The sequence below is a fragment of the Lyngbya sp. CCY1209 genome (genome assembly GCF_035615495.1).
GTDB lineage: Bacteria > Cyanobacteriota > Cyanobacteriia > Cyanobacteriales > Microcoleaceae > Limnospira.
Map to the genome: position 1 here is coordinate 1 of NZ_JAJENU010000366.1, position 26,969 is coordinate 26,969.

Here is a 26,969-nt window from a genome sequence, read left to right on the forward strand (position 1 = left end):
GGACGGCTTGCAGCGCCCCCAGAAATAGCAATCATGAGCGAACCATTATAATCGGCATCACCAATCCAACCACAGTTCCTGCATTTGAACCGTTTGCCGCTGCGTTCTCCAATATGAAGGCAACAATGACAGGTTTGCGACGTGTAGGCCGGATTGACCGTCATCAAAGGGACGCCTGCCGCCAGTGCTTTATAGGTCAGGAACTGCCTGATTTGATCAAACGCCCAACTATTGGAGCGACGACGTTCAGTTGGACTGCGCCGCTGTTTGTTGGTGCGCTCCCTGATGCCAGTCTGTTTCCGTGAACTATTTTAGCGCCTCCCCCCGAAACGATCGCCGGCGAGGAGCGACGAAAAAGCGGGAAATTGTTTTTCCCGCCGCCAATTCTCAATCTGGCGTTTGTCACCGGGGTGAGGTACAAAATCGGATGTTCGGGGGGACGGACATTCCCTTCCCCGCACCCGAACCCGGCACTCTAGAAGTGAGGAGTCAGGAGCGAGAAGTGAGAAGTTTCTCTTTCCCGATTCAGGATTCGGCTTCCACTCGGGGCAATCCCAAACTGTAGTTGATCGCCCGGGTGCCGAGGTTGTAGGAGATTTGCCCCGACTGCAACAGCGATCGCACCAAATGTTCGAGATCCGAACCGATGCGGCGGAGGTTGTATTCCGTCAGGTCTTCCCCGGCCGCGGCATCTACCAACTCGTCGAACTTTCGGTAGACTTGTTGCAGCGCCTCATCGTTCCAGTTCAACTCGTTGTCCGGATCGACGTCGAGGGTGAGTTTTTGGTCGCTGGGCATGATTTCATCATCCTGGATTTCGGCGGTAAAAATGTGGATGTGACGGGTCGTAGACTTCAACAACATAGGAATTTTCGATCGCCTGTTTTGAATCTGTACTTTGACTTATTGTTGCACCCTCCCACGACATTTTGACGTCTGAATCGGGCTCTCGCGCCCTCGAGTCGGACAAGGGGACGCCCATTTGATACCTTAGAGCTGAGTGCGATCGCCCCGGAAGTTGGGGGCATCGCCGCAACTGCCGAGAGGATATCGATCGTGACTGAGTTTTGGAACCAAATTTTCGCCTTCGCCGAAACCACCGCCGGCCGCGTCGGAGAACAATTGCTGCGGGATTTCGGGGCGGTGCAAGCCGAAGCTAAATCCGACGGCAGCCTGGTGACGCGATCCGATCGCTGGGCCGACGGCGAAATTCGGGACGCGCTCGCCCGAACTTTCCCCGACCACGGCGTCCTCTCCGAAGAGGGGGAACACATCTTTCCGACGGCGGACTGGTGTTGGATCGTAGACCCCCTCGACGGCACCACCAATTTTACCCGCGGCATCCCCATCTGGGGCATTTCCCTCGCCTTGCTCTACCGGGGAACCCCCATTTTTGGCCACATCCACCTCCCCCCCCTCAAACAAACCTTTCACGGCTTCTGGCCGGATCGGTCGGGACTCGACGTTCCCACGGGGAGTTTCGGCAACGGCATTCCCATCCACCCCACCACCGACGTCCTCGGGCCGAATCAATTTTTCAACCTCTGCTCCCGCAGCGTCGCCATCGCTCCCCACCTCCCCGCTAAAGTGCGGATGCTGGGCATGGCTACCTACAATTTCCTCACCGTCGCGGCCGGAACCTGCATCGGCGGGGTGGAAGCCACCCCCAAAATCTGGGACATCGCCGCCGCCTGGGCGATCGTCCAAGCCTCCGGGGCCGTTTGGATCCCCCTGGACTCCGCCGAGATTTTCCCCCTCAAAAGCGGACTCGACTACGGCGATCGCTCCTTCCCCACCCTCGTCGTCAGCCAAACCCAGTGGCTCGACACACTTCAACCCCTCGCTGAGTCAAAATTGGGATTCGGGCCTAATTAGGGCGTCGGGTACAAAGAAAAAATTGATCATGATCAATTATCAATGATCAATGATCAATTCATTCTCCCCCAGCCTCAAGATATAGCAGTGCGCGATCGTATAGTTACAAAACCTATAAAAGGGAGTCGGGAGTAGAGAGATTGATCATTCCCGGCGTGTTACCACGCCAGCGCTCGTTGCTATACCTTCGCCACGTCCCCGAAGCGAATTTTCAGATAGTCCTCCTCCATCTTGGCTCCCGCCGGTTGCAGCGCCGCCAACGCCTGCGGCAGAACCAAATTGCGGCGGTGGTTGCCGATGCGGATGTTCAGTTCGTCCCCGGTTTTATTCAACTGAATTTGCTCTTTGGGAATTCCCGGCAAATACAATTGCAAACTGTAGCCGCCCTGTTCTTCCACAATCTGCACCGTATTTTCCCGGTAATAAATCTGGGTGGGATCTTCCTCCCCGTAGAGAACAGTTTTGAGTTGCTCCAACGCCTCAAACCCGCACATCTCCTTCGTAAATAATTCCACCTCCTTCACCGGAAGGGGCCGGAAATTGTCGTGAATTTCCTGGCGATATTGCTGCTGATTCTCCTTCCAGCGCTTGAAAAACGGGTCGCTCACCGCGTCGGGGATGATCCGGTTGGCGATCACCAAATCCGTTGCCACGTTGTACAGACTCAAATAGGCGTGGGCGCGGAGAGACTCCTTGATTACCATTTTTTCCGGGTTCGTCACCAGCCGCACCGAGGTTTGTTGATTGTCCGTGAGCACCTTTTCCAACGCCTCGATCTGCTCGTAAAATTCGTAGGGGGCATCCATCACCTCTTTGTCTGGCAGGGAAAAACCCGCGATCGGTTTGAAAATCGGCTCCACCAACGGCCGCAGCGCCGCCGACATCCCCTGTAACGGTTTATAAAATCTTCTCATATACCAGCCCCCCACCTCCGGCAAGCTCAACAGCCTCAGAGCCGTGCCCGTGGGGGCCGAGTCGATGATCAGAACGTCGAAGTCCCCCTCGTCATAGTGCCGTTTCATCCGCACCAAACCGAAGATCTCGTCCATCCCCGGCAAAATCGCCAGTTCCTCCGCCTGCACGCCGTCGAGTCCCCGCGCCTGCAACACTTCGGTGATGTAGCGTTTGACGGCGCCCCAGTTGCCCTCCAATTCCATCAGGGCGTCGAGTTCGGCCCCCCACAGGTTGGGCTTCACCTGGCGGGGATCGTGTCCGAGGGGTTCGTCGAAGCTGTCCGCCAGGGAGTGGGCCGGGTCCGTACTCAAAACCAGCGTCTTGTAGCCCAACTCGGCGCACCGCAACCCCGTGGCCGCGGCGACGGAGGTCTTGCCGACCCCGCCTTTTCCGGTCATCAAAATTACGCGCATATTATCCTGATCCCCGCTTAAAATTTATTTACATTATTTTAACGTTAACGGCGGGTTTGTTGAAAAACCTGCCCGAGGACGGCGAGGCGGGAACAGTTCCAATAGTCGATGTGGCTGTCGATCGCGCCTTCCGAGTTGACGTGCAGTTCGCTCCGCCCCGGGACGGACACTCGCGGACGCCACGGCAGGACGGAGACGGTCCAACTCAGGGTCCAGCGGGTTTCTATGGTGTCCCCGGACTCGGAAATGCCGTGCAGGTCCAGTTGGATGTCTTTGAACCAGGTTTCCATGAAGCCGATCATTTTTTGGTAGCGATCGCGCCCGGAAAATTCGTTAACCGGATCTTTGAAATAAACGTCTTCCGCATAGATAGCGTAGGTTTGATCGGCGGGAAAATTTTGATAGTCCCGTTTCAGGATTTCCAGCAAGTCAGTTGGCACCATAAAACTCGATTTCAACCCTTCAAAAGGTTAAGTCTTTTTTAAAATCAACTCCGCTTTGGGGCGGATATGGCTAGACTGGAAGAAAGGGACTGGAGTCGAATCGACCCAAGGTCGGTTGGGTGAATCGGCTCCAATTCCTTGCCATAATTATAACATAGAAAACCATGAATTACGACATTTTTGACGAAGAATATTATCTCCAAAAATATCCGTTCGTGTCCAGTGGAATCGAACAGGGGATCGTCTCATCCGGCTTCGATCATTTTCAACGGTTCGGCCAAGCCTCCGGCTTCACCGAAGTCTCCCGCTATTTTGACGAATCCTATTATTTGGCGAATCATCCCGAGGTGGCCAACGCCGTCAACTCCGGATTGTTTGCCTCGGGGTTGGATCACTTTATTCAATCGGGTTACGAGTCGGGACTCACCCAAATTTCTTCCGACTACGACGAAACCTTTTATCTCAATAATAACCGCGATCTGGTTCCATTTATTCAAAACCAATCTTTTCGGAACGGACTGGAACACTTTCTCAAGTTCGGGGCCAACGAAGGACGGTTTGCTAACTCTTTTTTGGATGCCGAATATCTGGACAAATATCCCGATATCGCACAACAGGTTGAGGCTGGAGTTTTCCGGACGGGCCGCCATCACTACGAACTTTTCGGCCAATTTGAACCGTCGCGATCGGTGACATTTGTGGGGGGGCCCTTTGATGATGTTGTTGCCGGTTTTGGTTTGGGAACCATCGAACTGATCGGGGTGGAAGTCGGGTTGGATGAAAATGGCGATCGCATCTACGAAAGCGACGGATTTGACAATGAAAATCTGACGGGAAGTATCGACGATTACAGCGAAGTGGATACCCTGGTCGGTTCCGCCGGTTCCGATATCTTTGTCATCGGCGTTGGTGGTTCCCTTCCCAATCCTTCCGGCGGCGATTTTTATCCTTTTTTCGGTCGCGCCATCATTCAAAATTACGACCCGGAAAAGGACGTGATTCAAGTGGCGGGAACTCGCGCCACCGGCGGCTATTATTGGAGCGATAATCTGATTGACGTGACGGTTTCCGATATCAGTCGATATACGCGGTTCGTGGTCGAAGGCGCATCCGGACAAGAACTCAACATCAACTACAGCGGCGAAGTGCCGTTGCAACAAAACTTCCTCGAAAATGAATACTATGCCGATCATCCCGATGTGGCGGCAGCCGTTCAAGCCGGGTTGTACGAATCGGGTTTAGATCACTATCAACAAGTCGGACAATTTGAACCCACCCGCCAAGCCACTTTTGTCGGCACCGCCGGAAATGATACCGTCGAAGCCTTCGGAGTCGGCCCCCACGATATTACGGGGGTGGAAGTGATTGCCGGGGGAAATCCACGCACCTATACCAGCAGCGGCGACGACGAATTTGACCTGTTGATCGGAAGTCCGGGGGCCGATAATTTTATTTTCGGTTACGTGCGAACCAGCCTCCGACCCCCTTACAGCCTGCTGGGAATTGATACCTTTTATCGAGGGGAAGGAGAAGCGCGAATTCGAGGGTTTAATCAGGCGGAAGGAGACTCCATTGAAATGGTGATCTCAGGGGTGGAAACCTATAGCATTTCTCCGGTGGGGTCGGATTTGGCGATCGCCGTCGGGGGAGATACCATCGCCATCCTGGAAGGGGGGGCAAATTTGACCTTGACTCCGACCGATATCAATAATTCTGCCTTTCAATCTTTTAAGCTGGTTTGAGGCCTCATTCCACCTCCGGCCACAGCCGTTCTAACTGATACCGCCAAGCCGCCAGGGTCCGTTCCCGATTTTCTGCACCCGCTTCCATTTCCCCCATCAACCCCTCCGAATACAAGCGATTCAAATTTTGCAAGGTCGCTTCCATCGATTGTCCCTGCTGTTTTGCCATGCGAATAATTTGCCGAATTTGATCCTCTATTCTTTGATTGTAAAATTCCGAGAGCCCCCGCTCTTGCAGGGCCAACAATGTTGCGATCGCTGCCCGAAAATCCGCCGGATTGAAATTCTCCCTTGACCCCTGAAATACCCCCCAGATGATATCCTGGTGGATGGCGTACCGCGTTTCCTGGGTCAGATCAAAATTCGCTTCCAACAGTTTGTCGAAAATATTTTTAGCGGCGTTAATTGGGGCGATGGGGAGTAAAATTCGCATCCAACTCCGATCTTCCGAGAGCAACACCAGCAGGCGAAACGCGGAAGCCTCCACCTGCCAAGCCGTCTCGTCGGGTTGGCTTACCATCTCGCCAAATAATTCGCTCAGGGTTTCGGTGATCTCTTCAGGTTGCATGGGTTAAAAACTCGATATTCGGCAAAATTTTATCCGGTTCAAACCTCGATAAAATTAAAAAAAAATTTTTTTTGAAAAGGGTTGACAGGGGCGAGTCAATCGTTGTAAGATTATTCTTGGAGGGGGAAGTATGCCCGTTAACTTGATTTTTTGTTCAACTCCTACGGCAACCACTGGGGATTGAATCCCAAAAAAGGGAGTTCCTCCGGCTTCAATTGCGATGCCGTCCCGTCGTCCGCCACGTCGTCGGCGACCAAGGGCAACAGCCAGAGGCGGCTGGTGGTGACGGTATCTCCCCCTTCCGTGCGGGGTCGATTTTCCACATCTTCTTCCATCACCCGAGTCACCGTTTGATCGAACAGCAGAGCCAGACCGTCGGGGGAAAGACTCAGGTTGATTTCCTGTTGGTTGGGGAGGATCACCAGGGGGACGATATCATCAGTTTTTAAATCGATCGCCACGATGTAGGGTTGTTCGATATACTCCTCGCTCTCCTCCACCAACTCGGTGATCAACGTGTAAAGAATCGTGCCGCTCGGGTCGAATTGGGCGGTGAGAATGTTGCCGAATTCGGGAGTCCGATACAGTTCCGTTTCGGTGCCCTGGGTATCGACCAAAAACAGCGATCGCGTCCCGTCCGAGTTGAACTTCAGCATCGCCGCGGCCGAGCCGTCCGAGGAAAATCCCAACACCTGGCCGAACTTGGGCAGATATTCCAACACCTCCGCCTCCGGTTCCAACGGCAAAATCGTCGTCAGATCCGGACCCTGGGCGATGATCAGGGATTGGCTGTCGGGGCCGATCAAGAAATCTCCCCCCTCCGTCTGCAGCGGTTTGGGAGAGCGGCCCGGTTCCAAGATCCACGGTCCGGCGTCCGTGGGATTGGTTTTGTGGACTCGCTGGACGACGATCGCCGAACCGTCGGGCGCCAGGTCGAACTTGAGGTTGCGGTAAGACTCACTTTCCAGGAGCGTTTCAACTTGCCCCGGAGCTTGGGGGGAAGTCGATTTGTCGGCCGTCGATTCCGGGTTGATTCCCGTGGTGGTGGCGTACAACTGGGGGTCAAATTGACCTTGGGTGCGGTCCGAGCGCGCCACCGCCGAAAACAAAATGCGATCGCCCTCGGGGTAGGGTTCAAACTCCAACACCACCAAATCTTTTGGCGTCAGGGGAACCGGCCTCGGATCTTGGGACAGGTTCACCAGCATCAGCCGCCCCTCCTCATCTCCCCGCACCCCGATGTAGGCGAAGGCGCGATCGCGGCTGCGAAAATACCCCGTAAACGGTTCCAACAGCCGGCCCTCGCGGTTCTCCCCGTAAAGCTTATCCCGGGCCCCCTGCAACTGGACGCTGAACGGCGTCCCGTAGGGAACCGGGTCGATCAGCGTGTAGGCCATCCGCTTGCCCGCCCAACTGATTTTACCGGGCAGGGGCGGGTCGAGCCGCAAATTTTGTTCCACGCTCTCCCGGTCCATCGGGCGGTTGAACGTCAAGATGAAGCCCCGATCCTCGGCACCGACCTGTTGGTTCGCCCAACTGAACTCCCGCACCCGGGGCGTCGTGCGATCGCCGCTCAACACCACGACCCCAATCAGAACACTCAACACCAACATCAAAGCGATCGCCACCCGGTCTAAAGGCTGGCTCTTTTTGGCGAGGCGTTGCAATTTTAACGGCAATCCGGTCATCTTTCAGGTCAACCCTTCCGGTTTTTTTCTCCTGTCCCAAAGTAGCACGGACTCCCGCATTCTGCGCGATCGCGCTCCCAGAACATAAAACCCGGCTTCCGAACGGAAACCGGGTTGAAACGATCAGTTTAAACAAAACCGAACGAATTAGACGGAAACAGCCTTCTTGGTGGTCGCACTCAGTTCGCCGCTGGCATACTTGGCCGCAAACTCATCCAAAGTTTGAACCTTGATCTTGTCGGCGTTGCCAGCCGTTCCGAACTGCTCGTAGCGATCCGCGCACACTTTCTTCATGTACTTGATGGAAGGCTTCATGAAGTGGCGGGGGTCGAAGTTGGAGGGATCTTTGGCAGCCGCTTCGCGAATTGCCGCCGTGATCGCCAGACGGTTGTCCGTGTCAATGTTCACCTTGCGGACGCCGCTCTTGATTCCCTTCTGAATTTCTTCGACGGGGACGCCGTAAGTTTCGGGGATTTGGCCGCCGTACTCGTTGATCAGCGCCAGCAGATCTTCCGGGACAGAGGAAGAACCGTGCATCACCAGGTGGGTGTTCGGCAGACGGCTGTGAATTTCTTCGATCCGGCTGATCGCCAAAATTTCCCCCGTCGGCTTGCGGGTGAACTTGTAAGCGCCGTGGCTGGTTCCGATCGCCACCGCCAGGGCGTCAACCTGGGTCCGCTCCACGAATTCCACCGCTTCATCGGGGTCGGTGAGCAACTGGTCGCGGCTCAGAACACCTTCGGCACCGTGACCATCTTCCTTGTCACCCATGCCGGTTTCCAGGGAACCCAAGCAACCCAGTTCCCCTTCCACGCTCACGCCGATGGCGTGGGCCACTTTCACCACTTCGGCGGTGACGTTGACGTTGTACTCGAAGCTTGCGGGAGTCTTGGCATCGGCTTCCAAGGACCCATCCATCATCACGCTGGTGAAGCCGTGACGCATCGCCGAATAGCAGGTCGCCGGAGAGTTTCCGTGATCCTGGTGCATGGCGATGGGAATGTGAGGATAGGTTTCCACCGCCGCCTGAATCAGGTGGCGCAGGAAAATTTCGCCGGCATAAGAGCGGGCACCACGGGAAGCTTGCAGGATCACCGGGCTGTTGGTTTCGTGAGCAGCCTGCATGATCGCCTGGATCTGCTCCATGTTGTTGACGTTGTAAGCTGGGATGCCATAATCGTGCTCCGCAGCGTGATCCAGCAGCAGCCGCATGGGTACGAGCGCCATAGAGTCTCCTCCTAAGTCTTCTTTATCTGTGAGTTGGTTTCTAAGACGGTCTTAATTAAAACAATCTTAAAACAATTTTACGAGTTATGGCGAATTGTATCAAATAATTTTCACCAATCTCCGAAATTGGGGGACTCCAGGGAGATTCAGGAGATCCAGGAGATCCAGGAGATCCAAGAGCGGAGGGAGATCCAGGAGATCCAGGAGCGGAGGGAACCCAGAAACGGGTGGAACAGTGGAGGCATACAACCGACATCAGGAGGATTGTCCCCGGGGGGTGAGGCTCAAGCTCCAAAAGGGAAAAAGTGGATCGTCATCTGATCTGAGGACACTTTGTGTCCCACCGAGTCCCGGCTGGCGTGGACTTTTGCTCTGAGCCAACAAGGGACTCCATCCCCGGGTTTCAAGGCGGGTGATATCAAGTGATTGACCCCTAATTCAAAGCCGGGCCGTTTCATTTTTCCCCGAAAAATGGTAGGGGGAGCTCCAGGAGCCAGAGGGAGCGACCGGGAGATTTGGGGGAATGAAAAGGTATTTTTAACCGGAAAAATACCTCACTCCTCACCCCGATCAGCGGTTTTCCTCATCAGCCTCGACAATTTTTAACCGAGAATGAAACGGCCCTGCTAATTCAAAGGAAATAAACCGTTTCCGATCGCGATAAAGGCTGCCCAATAATAGGGGTGGGAATCGTCTCCCTGCCGGTTAATTAAAGTGATTTGAGCCTGTTGCAGGGCTCGGGTGGGGGATTGGCGATCAAAAACTAACGCTTGATAAAATTCGTCCATCAACGCTTGGGTGCCGCGATCGTCCACCACCCACAATGAGGCGACGGTTGCCAACACTCCGGCCTGTTGCATTTGGTAGCCCAGACCCAGAATTTCTTCGCCGTTTCCCATGCCGCCCACGGCGGTTTGACAGGCGCTCAAAATCACCAGAGAAACGTTGGGAAGGTTCCAGGTTTCCACCTCCCGCAACGTGGCGCGATCGCCGTCTCCGAACAAGATAAATGAATCCTCCGGTTGGCCCGGTACGAAGGCGGCGTGGGTGGCGAAATGGACGATACTGTGATCGTTGAGTTGGGGGATAGTCGCGTCGCGATTAAATTCCTCGTCCACCAGTTTTGTGGTGTCGGGAAGTCTCTCGGCGATGCGATCAACTTCGATCGCGGTAAAAGGCAGTCCCGCCATTAAAAATTGTCGAGTTCCTACCTCAAATTCATAACTTCCGGTGGCGAAAGCACCCGCGAGAACCCGCACGCGATCGGGGGGGACGGGGTTCAAATTGGTGAGGGATGCGGCGGTGATATTGTTGACCGCAAAGCGCTCGATCAGCCAGCGATCGCCGTCGTGAAGTCCGGCGATGGGAACGTATCGCAAGATGCCATCGGGGGCGTAAAGAATGACTTTTGCATCGGCTTGGATCAGGTCATTTTCGATGGGTTTGATTAAAATATCATAAAGTTTTTGAGCGGAGTTGAGGATCGAATTTGGCGGCAATGTGGGGTTCGTCAGTCCCCGTCTAAACTCCAAAACAGCGCGGTTGAGTTCTTCGCGATCGATGTCGAAGGAGCGGTTTATGGGGGGAGAAAAGGGCGTCACCAAAACCAATTCGACCCGCTCTTCTAAAAGGAGGGGATAGAGTAAAACGGCGGTGGGTTCGATTTGTTGGAGTTGTCGCTGGAGTAAGTTTAAATTGGGGAGGTCGATATTTTGTCCGCCGGATGCCGTCGATAATTCTTGAATCCGGGTGGCGACTTCTGGACTGCGGATAAATTCGTTGAAGTTTTGGCGAATTTGCTGTTGTACTCGGTCAATTTCGGCGATCCGTTCCTGCTGTTCTTCGCTGCGATCGCCCGGTGGAATTTGTCGCAATTGTGCCAATTCTCGCCCCAGTTTAATGGCGCGCTCCTGGCTGACCGCGTAGGCTTCATAAATTTGCTGTTCTTGGGGTAAAAGTTCTACACCTTGAGAAGTTTGTCGGTTGCCACGCACGTTGTCCAAATAATCTTCCAATTCTTGAACTTTGAGAAGATCGAGAACCTGTTGCGCTTCCAACACCCGATTTTGTTGTAACAATAAATCGGAGAGGCGGCGGTAGGTGGCGGCGACGGTTTCGGTGTAGGATTGTTGTTGGCGGCTTGAGAGTCCGCCCAGATTTTGGCGGATGGATTCGGTGACGTTGACGGATTTCTTATAAAAAATAATCGCCAATTCGATTTGGTTTTGACTTTCTAAAATCCAGCCGATGCTGCTGAGGTTCGATCGCTCCCCTTCCGGATTGCCAATTTCTTGAAAAATCACCAAAGATTGTTGGTAAGCCGCGATCGCGCTGTCAAAATCCCCCCGATTTCGATGCACCGAACCCAAGTTGTTGAGGGTGGTTCCTTCCCCCGCGATATCGCCGATTGCCCTGCGAATTATCAGCACTTCCTCGTAAGTTTCCAAGGCGCGATCGTAGTCCCGTCGGAGGTTATAAATTAATCCGATATTGTTGAGGGTGTTGCCTTCCCCAGCGCGATCGCCGATGTCCCGCCGGATGTCGAGGGACTGGCGGTAAAAATCCAGGGCGCGATCGCTCTGTCCCTGCATTTCGTAAATTAAACCGATATTATTGAGACTTTGGGCTTCCCCGGCGCGATCGCCAATTTCCCGGCGAATTTTCAGTGCTTTTTCATAGTCATTCAAAGCTTCTAAAAACTGACCCAAACTATAATAAAGCGCCCCCATACTGTTGAGAGTGTAACCCTGTCCGGCGCGATCGCCGATTTCCTCCCGAATAGCCAACGCCTCTCGGTACATCTGCAACGCTTCGGTGTATTTTCCCTGGTTGGAATAAACCCCGCCGATACTCATCAAAGTATGAGCTTCACCGGGGCGATCGCCCACTTCTCGGGCAATTTCCAAGGCTTGACGATAATCATCTAAAGCGCGATCGTACTGTCCCAAATTTCGATAAACCAATCCGATACCGCTGAGGGTGACACCCTCGCCGATGCGATCGCCAATTTCTCGCCGAATTTGTAGGGATTTTTGATAGTAATCCAAGGCACTTTTAAATTCGCCGATTTCATTTTCAACCCCTGCCAAATTGTTTAAAATTCGACCCGATGCCGCCCGGTTTCCGATCTGTTCCGCGAGAATTAAAGCCGCTTCCAAAACTTCGCGAGATTTTTGATAGTTTCCCTGGTTGCTGTAAACCACCCCCAGACTCAGAAGGATGCGGGATTCGATGTTGCGATCGCCGTATTCCCGACTGATGGACAATCCCCGTTCGTTGTATGCGATCGCCTGCGGATAGTCCCCCAACCGTTCGTAAACGATACCGATATTATTTAAAACTAACGCTTGGGGCGATATTAGGTTGATTTCCTGTAAAATTTCTAAGGCTTTTTGGTGGAATTCCAAAGCTTTTTTAAAGTCTCCCCGCTGCCGATAAACCACCCCCGCATGATCGAGGGTTCGCCCTTCGATTTCCCGATGGCTAATCTCGCGGCTAATGGCGATCGCCTGTTCGTACAATTCCAACGCTTCGGGATACTCGCTGCGGCTGTAATAAATTACCCCCAACTCCATCAACGCCGCGGCTTCTAAATGGCGATCGCCTATTTTTTTGGCAATTTTCAGCGCTTCCGACACCGCTTCTCGGGCGAAATCATACTGACTCAAAATTCGATAAGCCGTCCCGAGATTGAGTGAGGTTTCCCCGACTTTGGCGTTATTATTTTCCGCTCGGAACTGTTGTAAAGCTTCCCGATAAATTTCCACGGCTTCCCGAAAATTTCCCCGCACAAATTCTTGATTTCCCTGCCGCAGTCGTTCGGCTTGCGTTCGCAAATTTGCAGGGGTTGTGTGGGCGGGTTTAAACGGAAATATGACCGGGCATAAAATTAACGCGATCGCCAATAAAAAACCATTTTTATTGAATAAAAATCGTTCGTTTCGATTGGTATTCATCGGGTTCCTCCGGGACTGGGAAGGGGCGATAGTCCATCGTCCGGCGGTCTAAATTCCGAGGCGGGGGATACACTTTTTATCGACAATAAAGGTGCATCGGCGATCGCTTTGATTCCCACGGATTCGAGTAATTCTTGCCATCGAGTTTTCAGGTTGGAATTGTCGGGATCGGCTTGTCGGAGTTCAGCCAGCGTCGAAAGGCTGTCATACCAAATTCCCGCATCGATGTATAAATCCGGATAATCCTCGGGAATCGCCCCTTTTAAAGCTTCCGTCAATTCCGGATCGGCTTCGACTCGCTGAACCGTACCTACCAAAATTTCACTCGTCAGCATTTCCTGCCCTACAATCTCCAAATACCATCGGTATATCTTACCAATTTCTAGGGACGCTTTGGCGGCGGTTTCTGTTCCTCCAATTTTGATAATTCCGGCTATTTGTGGCAAGTTAAATTGAGTTTCGTAGATTTTATCATTTTCATCAACAATGGAAAAAAATGCCGTCACCTCGGAGGACTCCCCGTCAATTTCGGGAATGTAAAAGAAAAAAGACGGAAACTCGGAAACGGTAACTCCTCCCGTTTCGGGAACCAAGGCGATCGCATTTTCTCGCCCAAATATTCCCCCGCCACGGGTTCCCCCAGATTCCCGCCGGCTGGGTTCGCGAATATCTGGCGGGCGAAATTGGCTGACTTCAACTGTCGCCATTCCTGACACGAGAAACGGCAGAAGTGCGATCGCGCAATATCTCAAGATGGGAGTCGTCGGGGCGTTTGGGTTCATGGCGATCGGGAAAATAGGTCGCGATCGCAGTGTACTACAAATCATCAATTTTGGAGAATTTACGGCCGAACGAACGCAGATCTTCTATCCTGTTAAGTGGCGCATGGTTTTAGATTCAATGTCACTCACCGAACAGGTTCTTTCTCAAATTCCCGGAAACCCCCAAAAGGGACTGGAAAATGCCGATCGCCTCTGGGACGCGATGAAACAAAATACCCTCCCGATGCCGGAGACGGTTCGCCAAACGACGGAACCCCTGGAGGGGACGGATTACGATGTGATCATTTGCGGCGGGACGCTGGGAATTCTCATCGGTGCGACGTTGGCGATGCGGGGCTCGCGGGTGGCGTTGCTGGAACGGGGGACGCTGCGGGGGCGGGATCAGGAGTGGAATATTTCCCGCCACGAATTGCAGACTTTTTTGAAGTTAAATTTGCTGTCTTCCGAGGAGTTGGAAACGGCGATCGCGACGGAATACAACCCCGCCCGCCTCAGCTTTCCCGACAGTGCCGACATTTGGGTTCGGGACGTTCTCAACGTGGGGGTCGATCCGGTTTTTCTGCTGGAAACCATTAAAAATCGGTTTTTGGAAGCCGGGGGTAAACTGTTGGAAAATACCCCGTACAAGGGCGCGATCGTCCACCCGAACGGCGTGACGGTAGAAAGTTCTGAAAATCAGACGTTTACCGCCCGATTATTGCTCGACGCGATGGGTCACTTTTCCCCCATCGTCAGGCAGGCGAGGGGAGGGCAAAAACCCGATGCCGTGTGTCTGGTCGTCGGTACCTGCGGCAGCGGATATCCCCACAACGAAACGGGGGATCTTTTCGCATCTTTTACCCCCATAAAAAATCACTGTCAGTATTTTTGGGAGGCATTTCCCGCCCGGGACGGGCGCACGACCTATATGTTTACCTACCTCGACGCCCACCCCGATCGCCCCAGTTTAGCGGAGTTTTTCGAGGATTATTTGACCTTACTTCCCCAATATCAAAAGGTGGAATTGTCGCAGTTGGAATTCAAGCGGGCGCTGTTCGGATTCTTCCCCTGCTACCGAAAAAGCCCTTTGAAAACGCCCTGGAATTTTATCCTTCCCGTCGGCGACAGCAGCGGCAGCCAGTCCCCCCTCAGTTTCGGCGGATTCGGGGCGATGGTGCGGCACCTCGATCGCCTGACGCGGGGCATCGACGAAGCCCTAAATGCCGACATTCTCGATCGCGATTCCCTCGCCCTTTTGCAACCCTACCAACCCAGTTTGTCCGTCACCTGGCTGTTTCAAAAATCCATGAGCGTGGGGGTTGATCGCGACGTGGAGGGCGATCGCATCAACACCCTCCTCGCCGCCGTCTTTCGGGACATGAAACGCCTCGGGGAACCCGTCCTCAAACCCTTTCTCCAGGACGTGATCCAGTTTCCAGCCCTCGCCCAAACCTTATTTTTGACCGGGATTTTTCACGCCGGTACGGTGTTTAAAGTCATCCCCCAAGTGGGGGTCGGCAACCTCATCGATTGGACGCTTCACTATTTCAATTTGGCGAGTTACAGCCTCCTTTACCCCCTCGGAAAAACCCTCGATCCCCTCGCCAAAAACCTCTCCCCCCGACAAAAATATTATCTCCACCGCTGGATAGATGCCTGGTGCTACGGTTCGGGAGGAGATTACGAGGCTTGAAGTGCGGGTTCGCCGCCGGCAAAAATCTCCCAATTCTTTCGGGATTGCGTTTCTCGTTTGCGGTAGAATTGAGTGGGGGTGCGTCGGAATGGATCGGCTCAAAGGAGAAATAGCCCCGGAGCGCACCCGTCCGCAACCTCAGACCGGTCAGTCAGAGTCAGCCTCAATCGAGCGATCGCCTCACGCCGATGTCAGGGAATCGGCATCTATGTCTGGGGCGACGGTACGGCGTTTACGCGATCGCGATCCCGACAGTCCGTCCGGAAGGATTTGTCAAGAAAAACCGTCGGGAGTACAGAACTCCAAAAAACATTTCGGATTACTATATTTATAATTGTGTCGAGTCTAAATTTGATGGGTCGGATGGATCTAGAACAGGATTATAACCAGCAATGTCTGGACAAATTGGTTTGGGCGATGGAGCAGCTTCAAATTGAAGTCGCAGGGGCGGAATTGGTTCGGATTGCCGAATTAATTGTCCAAACGATGACTGGGCCGTGGCGTTATTTTCACACCCCCGAACATATTTTTGAAGTCGGAGGAACGGACGATCCGATTGAGGTTTTGGCGGCACTCTTCCACGATGTCGTTTACGTCCAAGTCGATCAGAGTGTCAACTTCAACCTCACCTATTACCTGGCGCCCTTTATCCGCCAAGTGGGGGAACACCTCTGGATTCGGGAAGCCGCCAACATCCCGAAAGATTCCACCTTTGAAATCGTCGCGGAAATCTTCGATATGGCGCCGGGCCAAATGTTATCTCCCTTTGGCGGACAAAATGAATTTTTGAGCGCCCTGGTAGCCGCCAAGGTTTTGGAACCGCTACTCGGCATCGAGTTGTCTGTGGAAATTGTCGCCTGTATCGAAGCGACGATTCCGTTCCGAAGTGCCGAAAAAATCGAATTGAGCAACAGCGAAATTTTGTATCGGAGATTGCAGGCGATCGCCCAAAAATGGCATCTCCAATTCACGGAAGCGGAACTGATCGAAACGGTGAGGCGATCGGTCCGCCTCTCCAACCGAGACGTGCGAAGTTTCGCCGATCCGAGTGCGGCCCTGTTTTTGGACAACACTTGGAATTTGCTCCCCGAAACCAACCACTACCTCAATAATGCCAGCGCCTACACGATCAATCAATACCGCACCGCCCTGCAAAAAATGGAAGGGTTCATGAATTTTCTCAAGCCGGAAGTCATCTTCCACCAGTTCCGCGGCTATCCCGACGATCGCACCTATAAAAAACTGGTGGAACGGGCCGAAAGAAACATTCGAGTCGGGCGGTTGTACCTGGGCAGCAAGCTGTTCGCGATCGCCTTTTTGGAAGCCCTTTCCCTGCGCTTCGGCCGCGTCATCCCGGTTTCGACGCTGATGGGGGAGATGCCCTCGGAAGATTTTGTCGCCATTTCTCTGGTGGATTTTTTGCCCGAAATTGAAAATCCATACCGACCCAAAGACGATTTGGAATCGACGGTTTTGACCCTCTTAGAAAAAGGCAGAACCCAGCATTCTCACCACGACATCAAAAATTCGCCCCTGACCACCTACATGGTCAAATCCATGGGGTTTGAAGATATGAAAGTACAGCGCGATCGCGCCCAGAAATTCTTTCAAGGGGCGATTTCATCGGAGGAGTTTTTGGCGGGGTGCGACCCCCAGATCAAAAAAACGGTGACGGCGGGAATTGTCAACTTATTTGATAGTCGAAAATTGGCCCTCTGTCAGTCTTGAGCGATCGCCGCGATCGCTGCGGAGACGGCGGTTAAAATCGGGGCGGGCGACGGGAGATGCCGTCCCTTCCGCCGTCCCCCATTCCCCGCTTTTCAGAAGCCGGCGGTCCGCCAAGGCGCGGTCCATTCTTTAATGTCAGGTTAAGGCGAGACGATCGGGCAAACCGGGCTGCCGCGACTAAAAACGGTGATAGAATCGGGTCAAATTTACGGACGGACAACAGACCGCTCCCTCACAACTCGACAGACCGAGAATTTTGTTCTCTCAAATGAAAAACGATTATGAAACCTTTGAGCAACCGCACCAAAATCGTGGCAACCATCGGCCCGGCGAGTAATTCTCCCGAAGTTCTCTACCAAATGGTAGAGGCGGGAATGAGCGTGGCTCGCCTCAACTTCTCCCACGGCAGCTATGAAGATCATGCGAAAACTGTGACTCGCCTCAGACAAGTTTCCGAGGAGTTGGACACTCCCATCACCCTGCTGCAAGATTTGCAGGGGCCGAAAATTCGCGTCGGACAGCTTCCCGACGGCGCCATTCAACTCGTGGCGGGAGAGTCCCTCACCCTGGTTCCGACGGACGAATATCAGAAGCAACCCCACACCGTCGCCATCGACTATCCCCACCTGGCGGAGGAGGCCAAACCGGGGGCGCAGATTCTCCTCGATGACGGTTTGTTGGAGTTGAAAATTGAGGAAATTTCCGGCAACGCGGTCAAATGTCAGGTGGTGGAGGGGGGGATACTCAAGAGCCGCAAGGGGGTGAACTTGCCCAGTTTAGCCCTGCGTTTGCCCTCCCTGACGGAAAAAGATATGCAGGACTTGGAGTTCGGGATTTCCCAGGGCGTGGATTGGATTTCCCTCAGTTTCGTCCGCACCGCCGACGACGTGAAGGCTTTGAAAACCTTTTTAGCCGAACGGAATGCCAGCCAGATCTCGGTGATGGCGAAAATTGAGAAACCCCAGGCGATCGACAACTTGGAGGCGATCGTGGCCGAGTGCAACGGCCTGATGGTGGCCCGGGGCGATCTCGGCGTCGAAATGAAGCCGGAAAAGGTGCCGCTGCTGCAAAAACAGGTGATCCGCCTGTGCAACCAAAAGGGCATCCCGGTGATCACCGCCACCCAGATGCTCGACAGCATGATCAACAACCCCCGCCCCACCCGCGCCGAAGCCTCCGACGTAGCCAACGCCATTATCGACGGGACGGATGCGGTGATGCTCTCGGGGGAATCCGCCGTCGGCAAATATCCCGTCCGCGCCGTGCAGATGTTGGCGAAGATCGCCCGGGATGTGGAACCGGAAATCAACTTTACCAACTACCCCCCCGCCCTGACGGACGAAACCCACGCCATCAGCGAAGCCCTCAACACCATCGACAAAATTCTCAAGCTGCATTGCATCGTCGCCTACACCAGCAGCGGCTACACCGCCGAGTTAGCCGCCGCCGAGCGCCCCAGAGTGCCGGTCGTCGCCCTCACCCCCAACCGGAAAGTTTACCACCGCCTGAATCTGGTTTGGGGCGTGAAACCCCTGCTGCTCGAACATGAGGTCGATTCCTTCGAGGGGCTTCTCGATCAGGCGCAAACCTATCTCCTGCTGCGGAAACTCGCCTCTCCGGGGGACGAGATTTTAATCATCGGCGGCATCCCCACCAAGAAAGCCAAGGGCACCAATTTCTTGAAAATTCACAAAATTCGCGGGGCATCTTAAAGCCCGGTCTTTGGGAGCGGGGGGAGCGGGGGGAGCGGGGGGAGCGGGGGGAGCGGGGGGAGCGGAGGTAAGCGGGTGGAATATCTGGACCGCTTGGGAATCAATTCCCAAGCTAACAGCCAAAATCATCTAAAGATGATTGGGGAATCTGCCCCCTGGAGCCTCCTGGAGCCTCCTGGAACCTCCTGGAGCCCCCTCTCTCCCCCGCCTCCTCAACCGGAGCTCAGATTATGTGATCGCTTCGGTTTGCGTAACTTCTTCGGATTTGGGAAAGACAAATCGGAGCAGGATGGGGGCGATCAAAGTGGTGACGATGACCATGATGATGATGGCGGCATCCAACGACTTGGGGAGTGCCCCGGTTGCCGAGCCGAGGCCGGCAAAGACCAGGCCCACTTCTCCCCGGGGAATCATCCCGGTCCCGATCGCCAGACGGCTGATTTTCTCCTTAGAAATGACGACGAATCCGGCCGCCACTTTTCCGACGATCGCGATCGCGATCAGGATGGCGGCAATGATCAAGCCCTCCCGATTTTCGGGATTTAAGGGGTTGATGACGCTCAGATCGACTTTGGCGCCGACGGTGACGAAAAAGACCGTGGTCTGGATGTAAACGAAAGGTTGAAATAACTGTTGGAGTTCGTCCCGCTTATTGGTTCCGGCCAAGACAATTCCGGCGGCAAAGGCTCCCAAAATGGCTTCCAACTTCGCCGCCACACCCAGCAGGGACAGCAACGCCAAAAACAGGACGGCTAGGGTCATCAACGCCCCCGGACTTTTAAATCGGTCGGCGATCGCTTCAAAAATTGGGGCGAAATACCGGTTCAGCAACACCGCCCCCAAAACGAACAAAGTGGCACTGAATAAAAGGGAGGCGATCGTCGCAATTTCAACCGTTCCGGTCGCCACCAAACTCAACATCACCGCCAGGACGACAATTCCCAAAATATCGTCCAAAATTGCCGCCCCCAAAATAATTTGACCTTCTTTGGATTTGAGAACACCGATATCCTGCATAACTTTGGCTGTAATGCCGATGCTGGTCGCCGTCAGTGCCGCCCCCGCAAATAAAGCCGGAATGGTGGCGATGTGAAAGACGTAAATGAGCATCAAACTGCCCAGAACGAAGGGGATAGCTACCCCCGAACAGGCCACCGTCGCCGCCTGCCCCCCGACGCGGATCAACTCGCCCAAATCCGATTCGAGCCCGGTGACAAATAACAGCACCAACAAACCCGAAGTCGCCGTTCTGTCGATCAGGGCTTCCATCTGGAAATCGTAGGCTTTGGTGACGGCTTCCGGACTGGCCCCCGTGACGGCTCCCAAAAAATTGAGAATGCTTGGATTGACTTCCCCCCCCACTTCGGCGAAGATCAAAAATCCCAGGGCCGACGCCCCGAGGACGATTCCGGCCAACAAGTCACCCAAAACCGCCGGCAGTCCGACGCGGACGCACAGTTCTTCGAGTAGGCGGCTGACGACAAAGATCACAATAACTGTGGCGACTAACGAGGCGATGACCGCATCTTCGTAGCCTTCTTCTGCGACGGTTTCTGTCAAGAGAAGGGGGTTAGGGAGCCACCCCAGTTGTCCGTTCAGGATCGGTATCACAGCCCGATCAATCGCGATCGCAATACTCATAAACGCTCCTCAACAATTCGGGTCATCTCGCAACTATCGCAGGGAGTGCAATCAGTTTGCCGACAAATTTATCATTTTTTTGTGTTTCGGGCGATACAAGCGATCGCGAACTAATTGTCCCCCACCTCGTGAAATTCGTCAGTTTCAGCCAGGGGAAGCACGAGTTCCACCGTCGTGCCTTGGTTTCTTCCCGGGCTCATCAAATGGATGCTGCCGCCCATCATTTCGATCAAATGCTTGGAAATCACCAGGCCGAGTCCGGTGCTGCCGTAGGGATTGATGTTCGATTCATCCTCCACCTGAAACGCCTCGAAGAGTTTATCTTTATGATTCGGATCGATGCCGATGCCCGTGTCTTTGATGGTGACGACCGCCATTGGGGTGTTGGCTTCCCCTCGGGGAGTGACCATCTGTCTAATTTCGGTGACGATCGTGATACTGCCGCGATCGGTAAATTTGATGGCGTTGCCGATCAAATTGATAAAAATTTGTTTTAATTTGATCGGGTCAGCCTGCACCTTGATACCCCGCACGAAATCTTTTCTGTGAAGTTCCAGATTTTTCTGACGAAAGTTGGCGAACTGGAGGTAAAGGGCGGCCGTCAGGGAAGCGTGCAGGTCGATGGATTTGAGTTCGACGGAGACTTTCCCCGATTCGATTTTTGCCAGATCTAAAACTTGATTGATCAGCCCGAGTAAGTGGATGGAAGACTGGTGAGCTTGTTGGAGGAGTTCGAGTTCTTCTTCGCGATCGTCGCACAACTCATCGAGCAACAGTTGCAGGGAGCAGATGATCCCGTTCATGGGGGTTCTCAGTTCGTGGGAGGTTTGTCTGAGAAACTCATCTTTGCGGGCGTTGATTTGGTGGAGGGTTTGATTTTCTTGCCGGAGGGTTTGATATTTGTCGATGTGGTCTTTTAAATTGTGTTCCAACTCTTGTTTTTCGAGTTCCAAGCGATCGCGGAATTCCGCCAGCGACGTTTCCAGGGCTTGTTTTTCTCGCCGCCACTGCCGCCGTTCCCGACCCGCCGCGATCGCCATCCCCAAACCCCACGCGATCGCCAGAATGGCGATCAAAATAGCGGCCCATTTACTCCCGGACAGATGACCGTTCCAACAGACGATCGCAATTGCCACAACAAAACCGGCAGCCATCAAGACCGGCCCGGGCAATGATAACATCTGTCGCGTGAGTTTTTTTCCCATAGATGCCTTGCACCCACTAGCCACCGGAGTCAGCGACTTCACAGACAACTGCACTCCTGTTCTATTCTATGTGACAAATTCCCTGGGTCGGCAAATTCGCCGATTGCATACAATGAAATCGTTCGGGTATTAATACACACAGATCAGGACAATGAGAGCAATTTGGCTCGAAAATCAGCAACTACAACTTCGCACAGACCTGCCGACCCCCGCACCCCCCCCGGGAGAGACGTTGGTACGGGTCCTGCGGGCGGGGATCTGCAACACCGATCTGGAATTGCTGCGGGGGTATTACCCCTACCGGGGCATCCCCGGCCACGAATTTGTTGGCGTGGTGGAACGGGGCCCGGAAAATCTCCTCGGACGGCGGGTGGTGGGCGAGATCAATGCCGCCTGCGGGGAGTGCCGGTTTTGCCGCCGCGGACAACCCACCCACTGCGAAAATCGCACGGTTTTGGGGATCGTCAACCGCGACGGCGCCTTCGCCGACTACCTCGCCCTCCCCGCCGAAAACCTGCACCCGGTGCCCGAGGGCCTGTCCACCGACGAGGCGACGTTCACCGAACCCATCGCGGCGGCGTTGGAAATTCAGCGGCAGGTGTCCGTCTCCCCGGACTGGCGGGTTTTGGTGGTGGGAGACGGCAAACTCGGCCAACTGATCGCCCAAACCCTCGCCCTGACGGGTTGCGACCTGCTGGCGGTGGGGCGCCACCGGGAAAAATTGGAATTGCTGGAAAATCGGGGCATCAAAACGGGGTTCGCCGACGCCGTGGCCGATCGCGGTTTCGATTTGGCGGTGGAGTGTACGGGAAATCCCGACGGGTTCGCCCTGGCCCGCCGTTCCCTGCGATCGCGCGGCATCCTGGTGTTGAAAAGCACCTACGCCGGCGCCCTGACTATCGACGCCTCGTCCCTGGTGGTGGACGAAATCACCCTCCTGGGTTCCCGCTGCGGCCCCTTCGCCCCGGCCCTGGAACTCCTCGCCGAGCACCGGGTGGACGTCGAACCGTTAATTCAGGCGAAATATCCCCTCGATCGCGGTCTGGAGGCCTTCGATCGCGCCCGACAACGGGGGACGCTAAAAGTGTTGGTGGATATGGAAATTTGACACTCTCCGGGGCGGGGAAATTTTAGATTTTAGATTTTAGATTGTAGGGGCAGTGCCTCCGTGCCTGCCCACCCCCAATTCAACCTCCGCCTCCTCTGCTTCCCCCGCTTCCTCCGCCTCCTCCGCTTCCTCCGCCCCCCTGCCGTGGGGTTCATCCAAATCCAAATCGGGGCCTTTGGGAATGATGCCGCCGGGGTTGAGGGGGAACAGGTTTCCGTAATAATCCCGTTTGACGACATCCAATTTGCAGGTGTCGGCGACGCCGGGAAGTTGATACAAGTCCCGCAAATAGGGGGAGAGATTCGGATAGTCTCGGATGCGGCGGCGGTTGCACTTGAACAGGCTGTAATAAACCGTATCGAAGCGGAATAAAGTCGTAAATAATCTCACGTCCGCCAGGGTGACGCGATCGCCGCACAAATACCGATGAGTTCCCAGCGTTTCATCGACGAGATCGAGGGTGGAAAACAGTTCGTCGCAGGCGGTTTCGTAGGCCTCCTGACTTTGGGCGAAACCGCAGCGATAGACGCCGTTATTGACGGTCTGATAAATTTTATCGTTCCAATGGTCGATCGCGTCTTTCAAATCCGCCGGATACAGGTCGCGATCGCGGTATTTTGCGAACTCTTGAAACGCATTATTTAAGATGACGATAATTTCGGAACTTTCGTTGTTGACGATCGCCTTTTTTTGTTGATCCCACAACACCGGAACCGTCGATCGCCCCGAGTAACCCGGGTGCAGCGATCGGTAAAAGTCGGGAAGCGTCTCACAGCCGGTTTCCGCGCCGTCGAACGCCCACATTCCCGAGTCCGGGGAGGGGGAGACGATCGCCACCGATATCGCCTCTTCCAGGCCCTTGAGCGCCCGCACAACCAGGGCTCGGTGTGCCCACGGACAACCCCACCCCACGATCAGAGCATAGCGTTTCGCCTCGGCGGGGCGATCGGGAGTCCCCACGGTATCCCGAAATTGGCTTTCCGGGCGGATGTATTCCCCGGAGGAACTGCGGGGGGCGAGTTGGGACATCATCACCTGCCACATCGTCGTCCAGACGAATTTTCCCAGGCGGACGATCGCGCCGGGGGGAAGGGGGCTGCCGCGTCTCTTGGATTTTGTCGAGGTTTGTGACATGATTTTTTTTAAAGTAAAATTATACCATTTAAACGTCTAATTATACTGAATCACCATCAAATGCAGGACAGTTATTGGCTCAAACGACTCGAAACCCACCGGGCGATCGCAGTGATTCGCGCCCCCAATTTTCACGTCGGCGTACAGATGGCGATGGCGGCGGCGGCGGGGGGCATTCGACTGATCGAACTGACATGGAACGGCAATGACGTTCCCGAAATCATTTCCGAACTGCGGTCGAAATTGCCGGACTGCGCGATCGGAACCGGGACGATTTTGGCGGCGGAAGAGTTGATTCACGCGGTCAATGCCGGCGCGCAATTTATCTTTTCTCCCAATACAAATTTGCCGATTATTCGGGTGGCGAAAGAGACGGAAACGCCCGTGATTCCCGGCGCCCTTTCTCCCACGGAAATCATCGCCGCATGGCAGGCGGGGGCGAGTTGCGTCAAGGTGTTTCCGATCGCGGCGGTGGGGGGGGCGAGTTATATCAAAAGCTTGCAAGGTCCCCTCGGTCAAATTCCCCTGATTCCCACAGGGGGGGTGACGCTGAACAATGCCCTCGATTTTATCCGTTCGGGGGCGATCGCGGTCGGATTGTCCGGCGATTTGTTTCCCCAAGACGCGATCGCCGAAGGAAATTGGGAGGCGATTACGATGCGATCGCGGCAACTCACCGAAAATCTGGCCAAATGGGAGGGAGGAGAAAATTGATAACGGTCGATCTAACAATCTTAAATCATTCAAAAATAACGGACAAAAATTGACCCTCGCGGAGAAAGTCAGACTAAAATAGAATCACTATCTATATCTAACCGACACGCGGGATAGAATCATCGATGGCAGGAAAGAGGTGGGAAAATGACAATCGGTCAGACATCAATTCGAGGGTTTCATATCGGACGGCTGCTGGCGGGAGTGACGGTGGCGATCGCCCTACTTTACGGCGGTTCGGCCCCCGTCCGCTCCGAACAATTTCACAACCTAATGGCCCGCCGGATTTTGGAGTTGCAGCAGTCCTCCGAACGCTGGATCGAAATCGACCTGACCCGCCAGCGTCTGATGGCTTGGGAAGGCAACAATCTCGTCTATGCGGTGATCGTCTCCACCGGCAAACCCTCCACCCCCACCCGCGTCGGGACGTTTACCGTCCAAACCAAGTATCGCAGCACCCGCATGGTCGGCCCCGGTTACGATGTTCCGGACGTGCCCTTTACGATGTACTACGACGGCGGCATGGCAATTCACGGCGCCTATTGGCATAATATGTTTGGGACTCCGGTCAGCCACGGTTGTACGAATGTTGCGGTCGATCATGCCGAGTGGCTGTTTGAGTGGGCCTCGGTCGGGACGCCAGTGGTCGTGCATGAGTAGGATTTACAAACCCAGACGAATTCTCGCGATCGGTGACATTCACGGTTGTTCGGTGGCGTTTGACACCCTGATGCGGGCGGTCAAATTGCAACCCCACGATCGCATCATCACCCTGGGCGACTACGTAGACCGCGGCCCGGATTCCAAAGGGGTGATCGATCGCCTCATCGAGCTCCACGACCGGGGACAACTGGTGGCCCTGCGGGGAAATCATGAAATGATGATGTTACGGGCGAAGTCCCTGGGTTGGAATGCCTGGTATCACTGGCAGGCGTCCGGCGGCGAAGAAACCCTGGCGTCCTACTGCCGACCGGGCGATCGCGGGGGCATCAACTGCATCCCCGAGGAACACTGGCATTTTTTGGAAAAAATTTGCCGGGACTGGTGGGAGACGCGATCGCACTTTTTCGTCCACGCCAGCGTCTACCCCAATTTGCCCCTCCAGCAACAACCGGAACGGATGCTATTTTGGCAGCAATTCAACAACCCCGCCCCCCACTGTTCCGGAAAAACGATGGTTTGCGGGCACACCACCCAAAAAAACGGCCGGCCCATCAACATCGGCCACGCCATCTGCATCGACACTTGGGTTTGCGGCCAGGGGTGGCTGACCTGTCTGGATGTCGCGTCCGGGCGAATTTGGCAGGCGAATCAACAGGGGGAAAAGCAAACCGCCTGGATTCACGAATTTGAAATGCCCTATTCCCACCTGGGATTCCGATTTCAGGTGCATCGCGGTTAAAATTGCACGAGAGTAACTGAGTTAGTTCCATGCGAATTTTGGCGATCGGTGACATTCACGGCTGTTCCAACGCCTTCGACACCCTGATCAAAATGGTGAATCCCGGCGAGGGCGATCGCATTATAACCCTCGGAGATTACGTCGATCGCGGCCCGGACTCCAAAGGGGTAATCGACCGCCTCATCGAGCTCCACAAGGGCGGACAACTCGTCGCCCTGCGGGGAAATCACGAAATCATGATGTTGGAAGCGCGATCGCACCCGAATGCTTTAAACGGGTGGAAAATGTCCGGCGGTCACGAAACCTTACTCTCCTACAATTCATCGAGTAAAAAACCTCGCCTCGAAGATGTCCCCGCCGAACATTGGGAATTTCTCGAACAAACCTGCGTGGACTGCTGGGAAGAAGAAACCCACTTTTTCGTCCACGCCAACGCCGATCCCGATCGCCCCCTTTCCGAACAATCCGACCACGATCGATTTTGGGCGAAATTCTACAACGCCAGACCCCACCATTCCGGGAAAGTCATGGTTTGCGGCCACACCAGCCAAAAAAGCGGCCAACCCCTCAACTACGGCTACGCCGTCTGTATCGATACGCGAGTTTACAGCAACAAAGGCTGGTTAACCTGTTTAGATGTCACGACCGGACGGATGTGGCAGGCTAATCAAAAGGGAGAAAAACGCACCGCCTGGATCGACGAATTTGAAATCGAACCCTACCGCTTCAAAAGTGCTTTTTTTTGAAATCCTGATGGGGAATTAATTCCCGAGGGCGCAAGCCTTGCGCCCCTACCAGCCAAAATCCTCTCAAGATGATTATAGAGCAATCGGAAACAATTTGTAAATAGTCGCGCCCCCAAACCCCCAATTCTGGAGGCTTTGACACAATTGGGATAAAGTTGCCAATTATAGCGCTGCGCGCAGGGAATGGGGAATGGGGAATGGGGAATGGGGTAATGAAATCACCTTGATATAAGGGTTTCAAGGTTTGTCCCTCCCAGGA

The 26,969-nt window shown here is 54.4% G+C and carries 24 protein-coding genes; 10 read left to right on the forward strand and 14 right to left on the reverse strand.

Annotated elements, in window-relative coordinates; translation table 11 throughout:
* Window positions 1-287 (reverse strand): transposase (locus tag LKE08_RS10365; protein ID WP_324704167.1); only part of this gene is annotated, 287 nt, incomplete at its 3' end.
* Window positions 288-525: 238 nt separating this feature from the next.
* Window positions 526-864: an NAD(P)H-quinone oxidoreductase subunit M gene (locus LKE08_RS10370; protein WP_324704144.1), complete on the reverse strand. Its 339-nt coding sequence runs from the start codon at window positions 862-864 to the stop codon at window positions 526-528.
* Between the two features lie 192 nt (window positions 865-1,056).
* Here LKE08_RS10370 and LKE08_RS10375 point away from each other — a divergent pair, with 192 nt between their 5' ends.
* Complete coding sequence (locus tag LKE08_RS10375) at window positions 1,057-1,875, forward strand: inositol monophosphatase family protein (RefSeq protein WP_324704145.1); 819 nt, start codon at window positions 1,057-1,059, stop codon at window positions 1,873-1,875.
* Window positions 1,876-2,054: 179 nt separating this feature from the next.
* Here LKE08_RS10375 and LKE08_RS10380 read toward each other — a convergent pair whose 3' ends face one another.
* On the reverse strand, window positions 2,055-3,242 hold the full coding sequence (locus tag LKE08_RS10380; RefSeq protein ID WP_324704146.1) for a TRC40/GET3/ArsA family transport-energizing ATPase: 1,188 nt from the start codon (window positions 3,240-3,242) through the stop codon (window positions 2,055-2,057).
* A gap of 44 nt (window positions 3,243-3,286) precedes the next feature.
* Complete coding sequence (locus LKE08_RS10385) at window positions 3,287-3,685, reverse strand: DUF2358 domain-containing protein (RefSeq protein ID WP_324704147.1); 399 nt, start codon at window positions 3,683-3,685, stop codon at window positions 3,287-3,289.
* Between the two features lie 164 nt (window positions 3,686-3,849).
* On the opposite strand from LKE08_RS10385, the gene LKE08_RS10390 reads away from it, so the two are divergent.
* Window positions 3,850-5,427 carry a hypothetical protein gene (locus tag LKE08_RS10390; RefSeq protein WP_324704148.1) on the forward strand — a complete coding sequence of 526 codons (1,578 nt, stop codon included), beginning with the start codon at window positions 3,850-3,852 and terminating at the stop codon, window positions 5,425-5,427.
* 4 nt (window positions 5,428-5,431) lie between these two features.
* Here the strand turns inward: LKE08_RS10390 and LKE08_RS10395 are convergent, their stop codons facing one another.
* The 5 genes from LKE08_RS10395 to LKE08_RS10415 form a co-directional block, all read right to left on the reverse strand.
* Window positions 5,432-5,995 (reverse strand): hypothetical protein, encoded by a 564-nt coding sequence (locus LKE08_RS10395; RefSeq protein WP_324704149.1) that lies wholly within the window; start codon window positions 5,993-5,995, stop codon window positions 5,432-5,434.
* 161 nt (window positions 5,996-6,156) lie between these two features.
* Window positions 6,157-7,683, reverse strand: a complete 1,527-nt coding sequence (locus LKE08_RS10400; protein WP_324704150.1) for a hypothetical protein — start codon at window positions 7,681-7,683, stop codon at window positions 6,157-6,159.
* Window positions 7,684-7,830: 147 nt separating this feature from the next.
* Window positions 7,831-8,910: a class II fructose-bisphosphate aldolase gene (fba, locus tag LKE08_RS10405; RefSeq protein WP_324704151.1), complete on the reverse strand. Its 1,080-nt coding sequence runs from the start codon at window positions 8,908-8,910 to the stop codon at window positions 7,831-7,833.
* Window positions 8,911-9,536: 626 nt separating this feature from the next.
* Entirely contained in the window at window positions 9,537-12,866 is a 3,330-nt protein-coding gene (locus LKE08_RS10410; protein WP_324704152.1) for a tetratricopeptide repeat protein, read from the reverse strand.
* Complete coding sequence (locus LKE08_RS10415) at window positions 12,863-13,693, reverse strand: DUF928 domain-containing protein (protein WP_324704153.1); 831 nt, start codon at window positions 13,691-13,693, stop codon at window positions 12,863-12,865. Before LKE08_RS10415 ends, LKE08_RS10410 begins: the two co-directional genes overlap by 4 nt.
* A 73-nt stretch (window positions 13,694-13,766) precedes the next feature.
* On the opposite strand from LKE08_RS10415, the gene LKE08_RS10420 reads away from it, so the two are divergent.
* On the forward strand, window positions 13,767-15,320 hold the full coding sequence (locus LKE08_RS10420) for an FAD-binding oxidoreductase (RefSeq protein ID WP_324704154.1): 1,554 nt from the start codon (window positions 13,767-13,769) through the stop codon (window positions 15,318-15,320).
* Between the two features lie 363 nt (window positions 15,321-15,683).
* On the forward strand, window positions 15,684-17,048 hold the full coding sequence (locus LKE08_RS10425) for a hypothetical protein (RefSeq protein ID WP_324704155.1): 1,365 nt from the start codon (window positions 15,684-15,686) through the stop codon (window positions 17,046-17,048).
* Here the strand turns inward: LKE08_RS10425 and LKE08_RS10430 are convergent.
* Window positions 17,010-17,174, reverse strand: a complete 165-nt coding sequence (locus LKE08_RS10430) for a hypothetical protein (RefSeq protein WP_324704156.1) — start codon at window positions 17,172-17,174, stop codon at window positions 17,010-17,012. The two genes, LKE08_RS10425 and LKE08_RS10430, sit on opposite strands and share 39 nt — an antisense overlap.
* Before the next feature lie 155 nt (window positions 17,175-17,329).
* Here LKE08_RS10430 and pyk point away from each other — a divergent pair, with 155 nt between their 5' ends.
* A complete protein-coding gene (pyk, locus tag LKE08_RS10435; protein WP_324704157.1) occupies window positions 17,330-18,760 on the forward strand; it encodes a pyruvate kinase in 1,431 nt (476 codons plus the stop codon).
* 228 nt (window positions 18,761-18,988) lie between these two features.
* On the opposite strand, the gene LKE08_RS10440 is transcribed toward pyk, so the two are convergent.
* Together LKE08_RS10440 and LKE08_RS10445 are read right to left on the reverse strand one after the other, a co-directional pair.
* Window positions 18,989-20,401, reverse strand: a complete 1,413-nt coding sequence (locus LKE08_RS10440) for a cation:proton antiporter (protein ID WP_324704158.1) — start codon at window positions 20,399-20,401, stop codon at window positions 18,989-18,991.
* Window positions 20,402-20,511: 110 nt separating this feature from the next.
* A complete protein-coding gene (locus LKE08_RS10445) occupies window positions 20,512-21,582 on the reverse strand; it encodes an ATP-binding protein (protein ID WP_324704159.1) in 1,071 nt (356 codons plus the stop codon).
* A gap of 175 nt (window positions 21,583-21,757) precedes the next feature.
* Here LKE08_RS10445 and LKE08_RS10450 point away from each other — a divergent pair, with 175 nt between their 5' ends.
* A complete protein-coding gene (locus tag LKE08_RS10450; RefSeq protein WP_324704160.1) occupies window positions 21,758-22,714 on the forward strand; it encodes an alcohol dehydrogenase catalytic domain-containing protein in 957 nt (318 codons plus the stop codon).
* 36 nt (window positions 22,715-22,750) lie between these two features.
* Here the strand turns inward: LKE08_RS10450 and LKE08_RS10455 are convergent, their stop codons facing one another.
* Complete coding sequence (locus tag LKE08_RS10455; RefSeq protein ID WP_324704161.1) at window positions 22,751-23,848, reverse strand: glutathione S-transferase family protein; 1,098 nt, start codon at window positions 23,846-23,848, stop codon at window positions 22,751-22,753.
* Window positions 23,849-23,908: 60 nt separating this feature from the next.
* Here LKE08_RS10455 and LKE08_RS10460 point away from each other — a divergent pair, with 60 nt between their 5' ends.
* The 4 genes from LKE08_RS10460 to LKE08_RS10475 all read left to right on the forward strand — a co-directional run bounded on the left by LKE08_RS10460 (window position 23,909) and on the right by LKE08_RS10475 (window position 26,710).
* On the forward strand, window positions 23,909-24,562 hold the full coding sequence (locus LKE08_RS10460) for a bifunctional 4-hydroxy-2-oxoglutarate aldolase/2-dehydro-3-deoxy-phosphogluconate aldolase (RefSeq protein ID WP_324704162.1): 654 nt from the start codon (window positions 23,909-23,911) through the stop codon (window positions 24,560-24,562).
* Window positions 24,563-24,709: 147 nt separating this feature from the next.
* Window positions 24,710-25,222, forward strand: coding sequence for a L,D-transpeptidase (locus tag LKE08_RS10465; protein ID WP_324704163.1), 513 nt, complete (start codon window positions 24,710-24,712; stop codon window positions 25,220-25,222).
* On the forward strand, window positions 25,215-25,964 hold the full coding sequence (locus LKE08_RS10470) for a metallophosphoesterase family protein (protein WP_324704164.1): 750 nt from the start codon (window positions 25,215-25,217) through the stop codon (window positions 25,962-25,964). Before LKE08_RS10465 ends, LKE08_RS10470 begins: the two co-directional genes overlap by 8 nt.
* Window positions 25,965-25,993: 29 nt before the next feature.
* Window positions 25,994-26,710, forward strand: coding sequence for a metallophosphoesterase family protein (locus LKE08_RS10475; protein ID WP_324704165.1), 717 nt, complete (start codon window positions 25,994-25,996; stop codon window positions 26,708-26,710).
* Here the strand turns inward: LKE08_RS10475 and LKE08_RS10480 are convergent.
* Window positions 26,691-26,969 (reverse strand): hypothetical protein (locus tag LKE08_RS10480; RefSeq protein WP_324704166.1); only part of this gene is annotated, 279 nt, incomplete at its 5' end. The genes LKE08_RS10475 and LKE08_RS10480 overlap by 20 nt on opposite strands.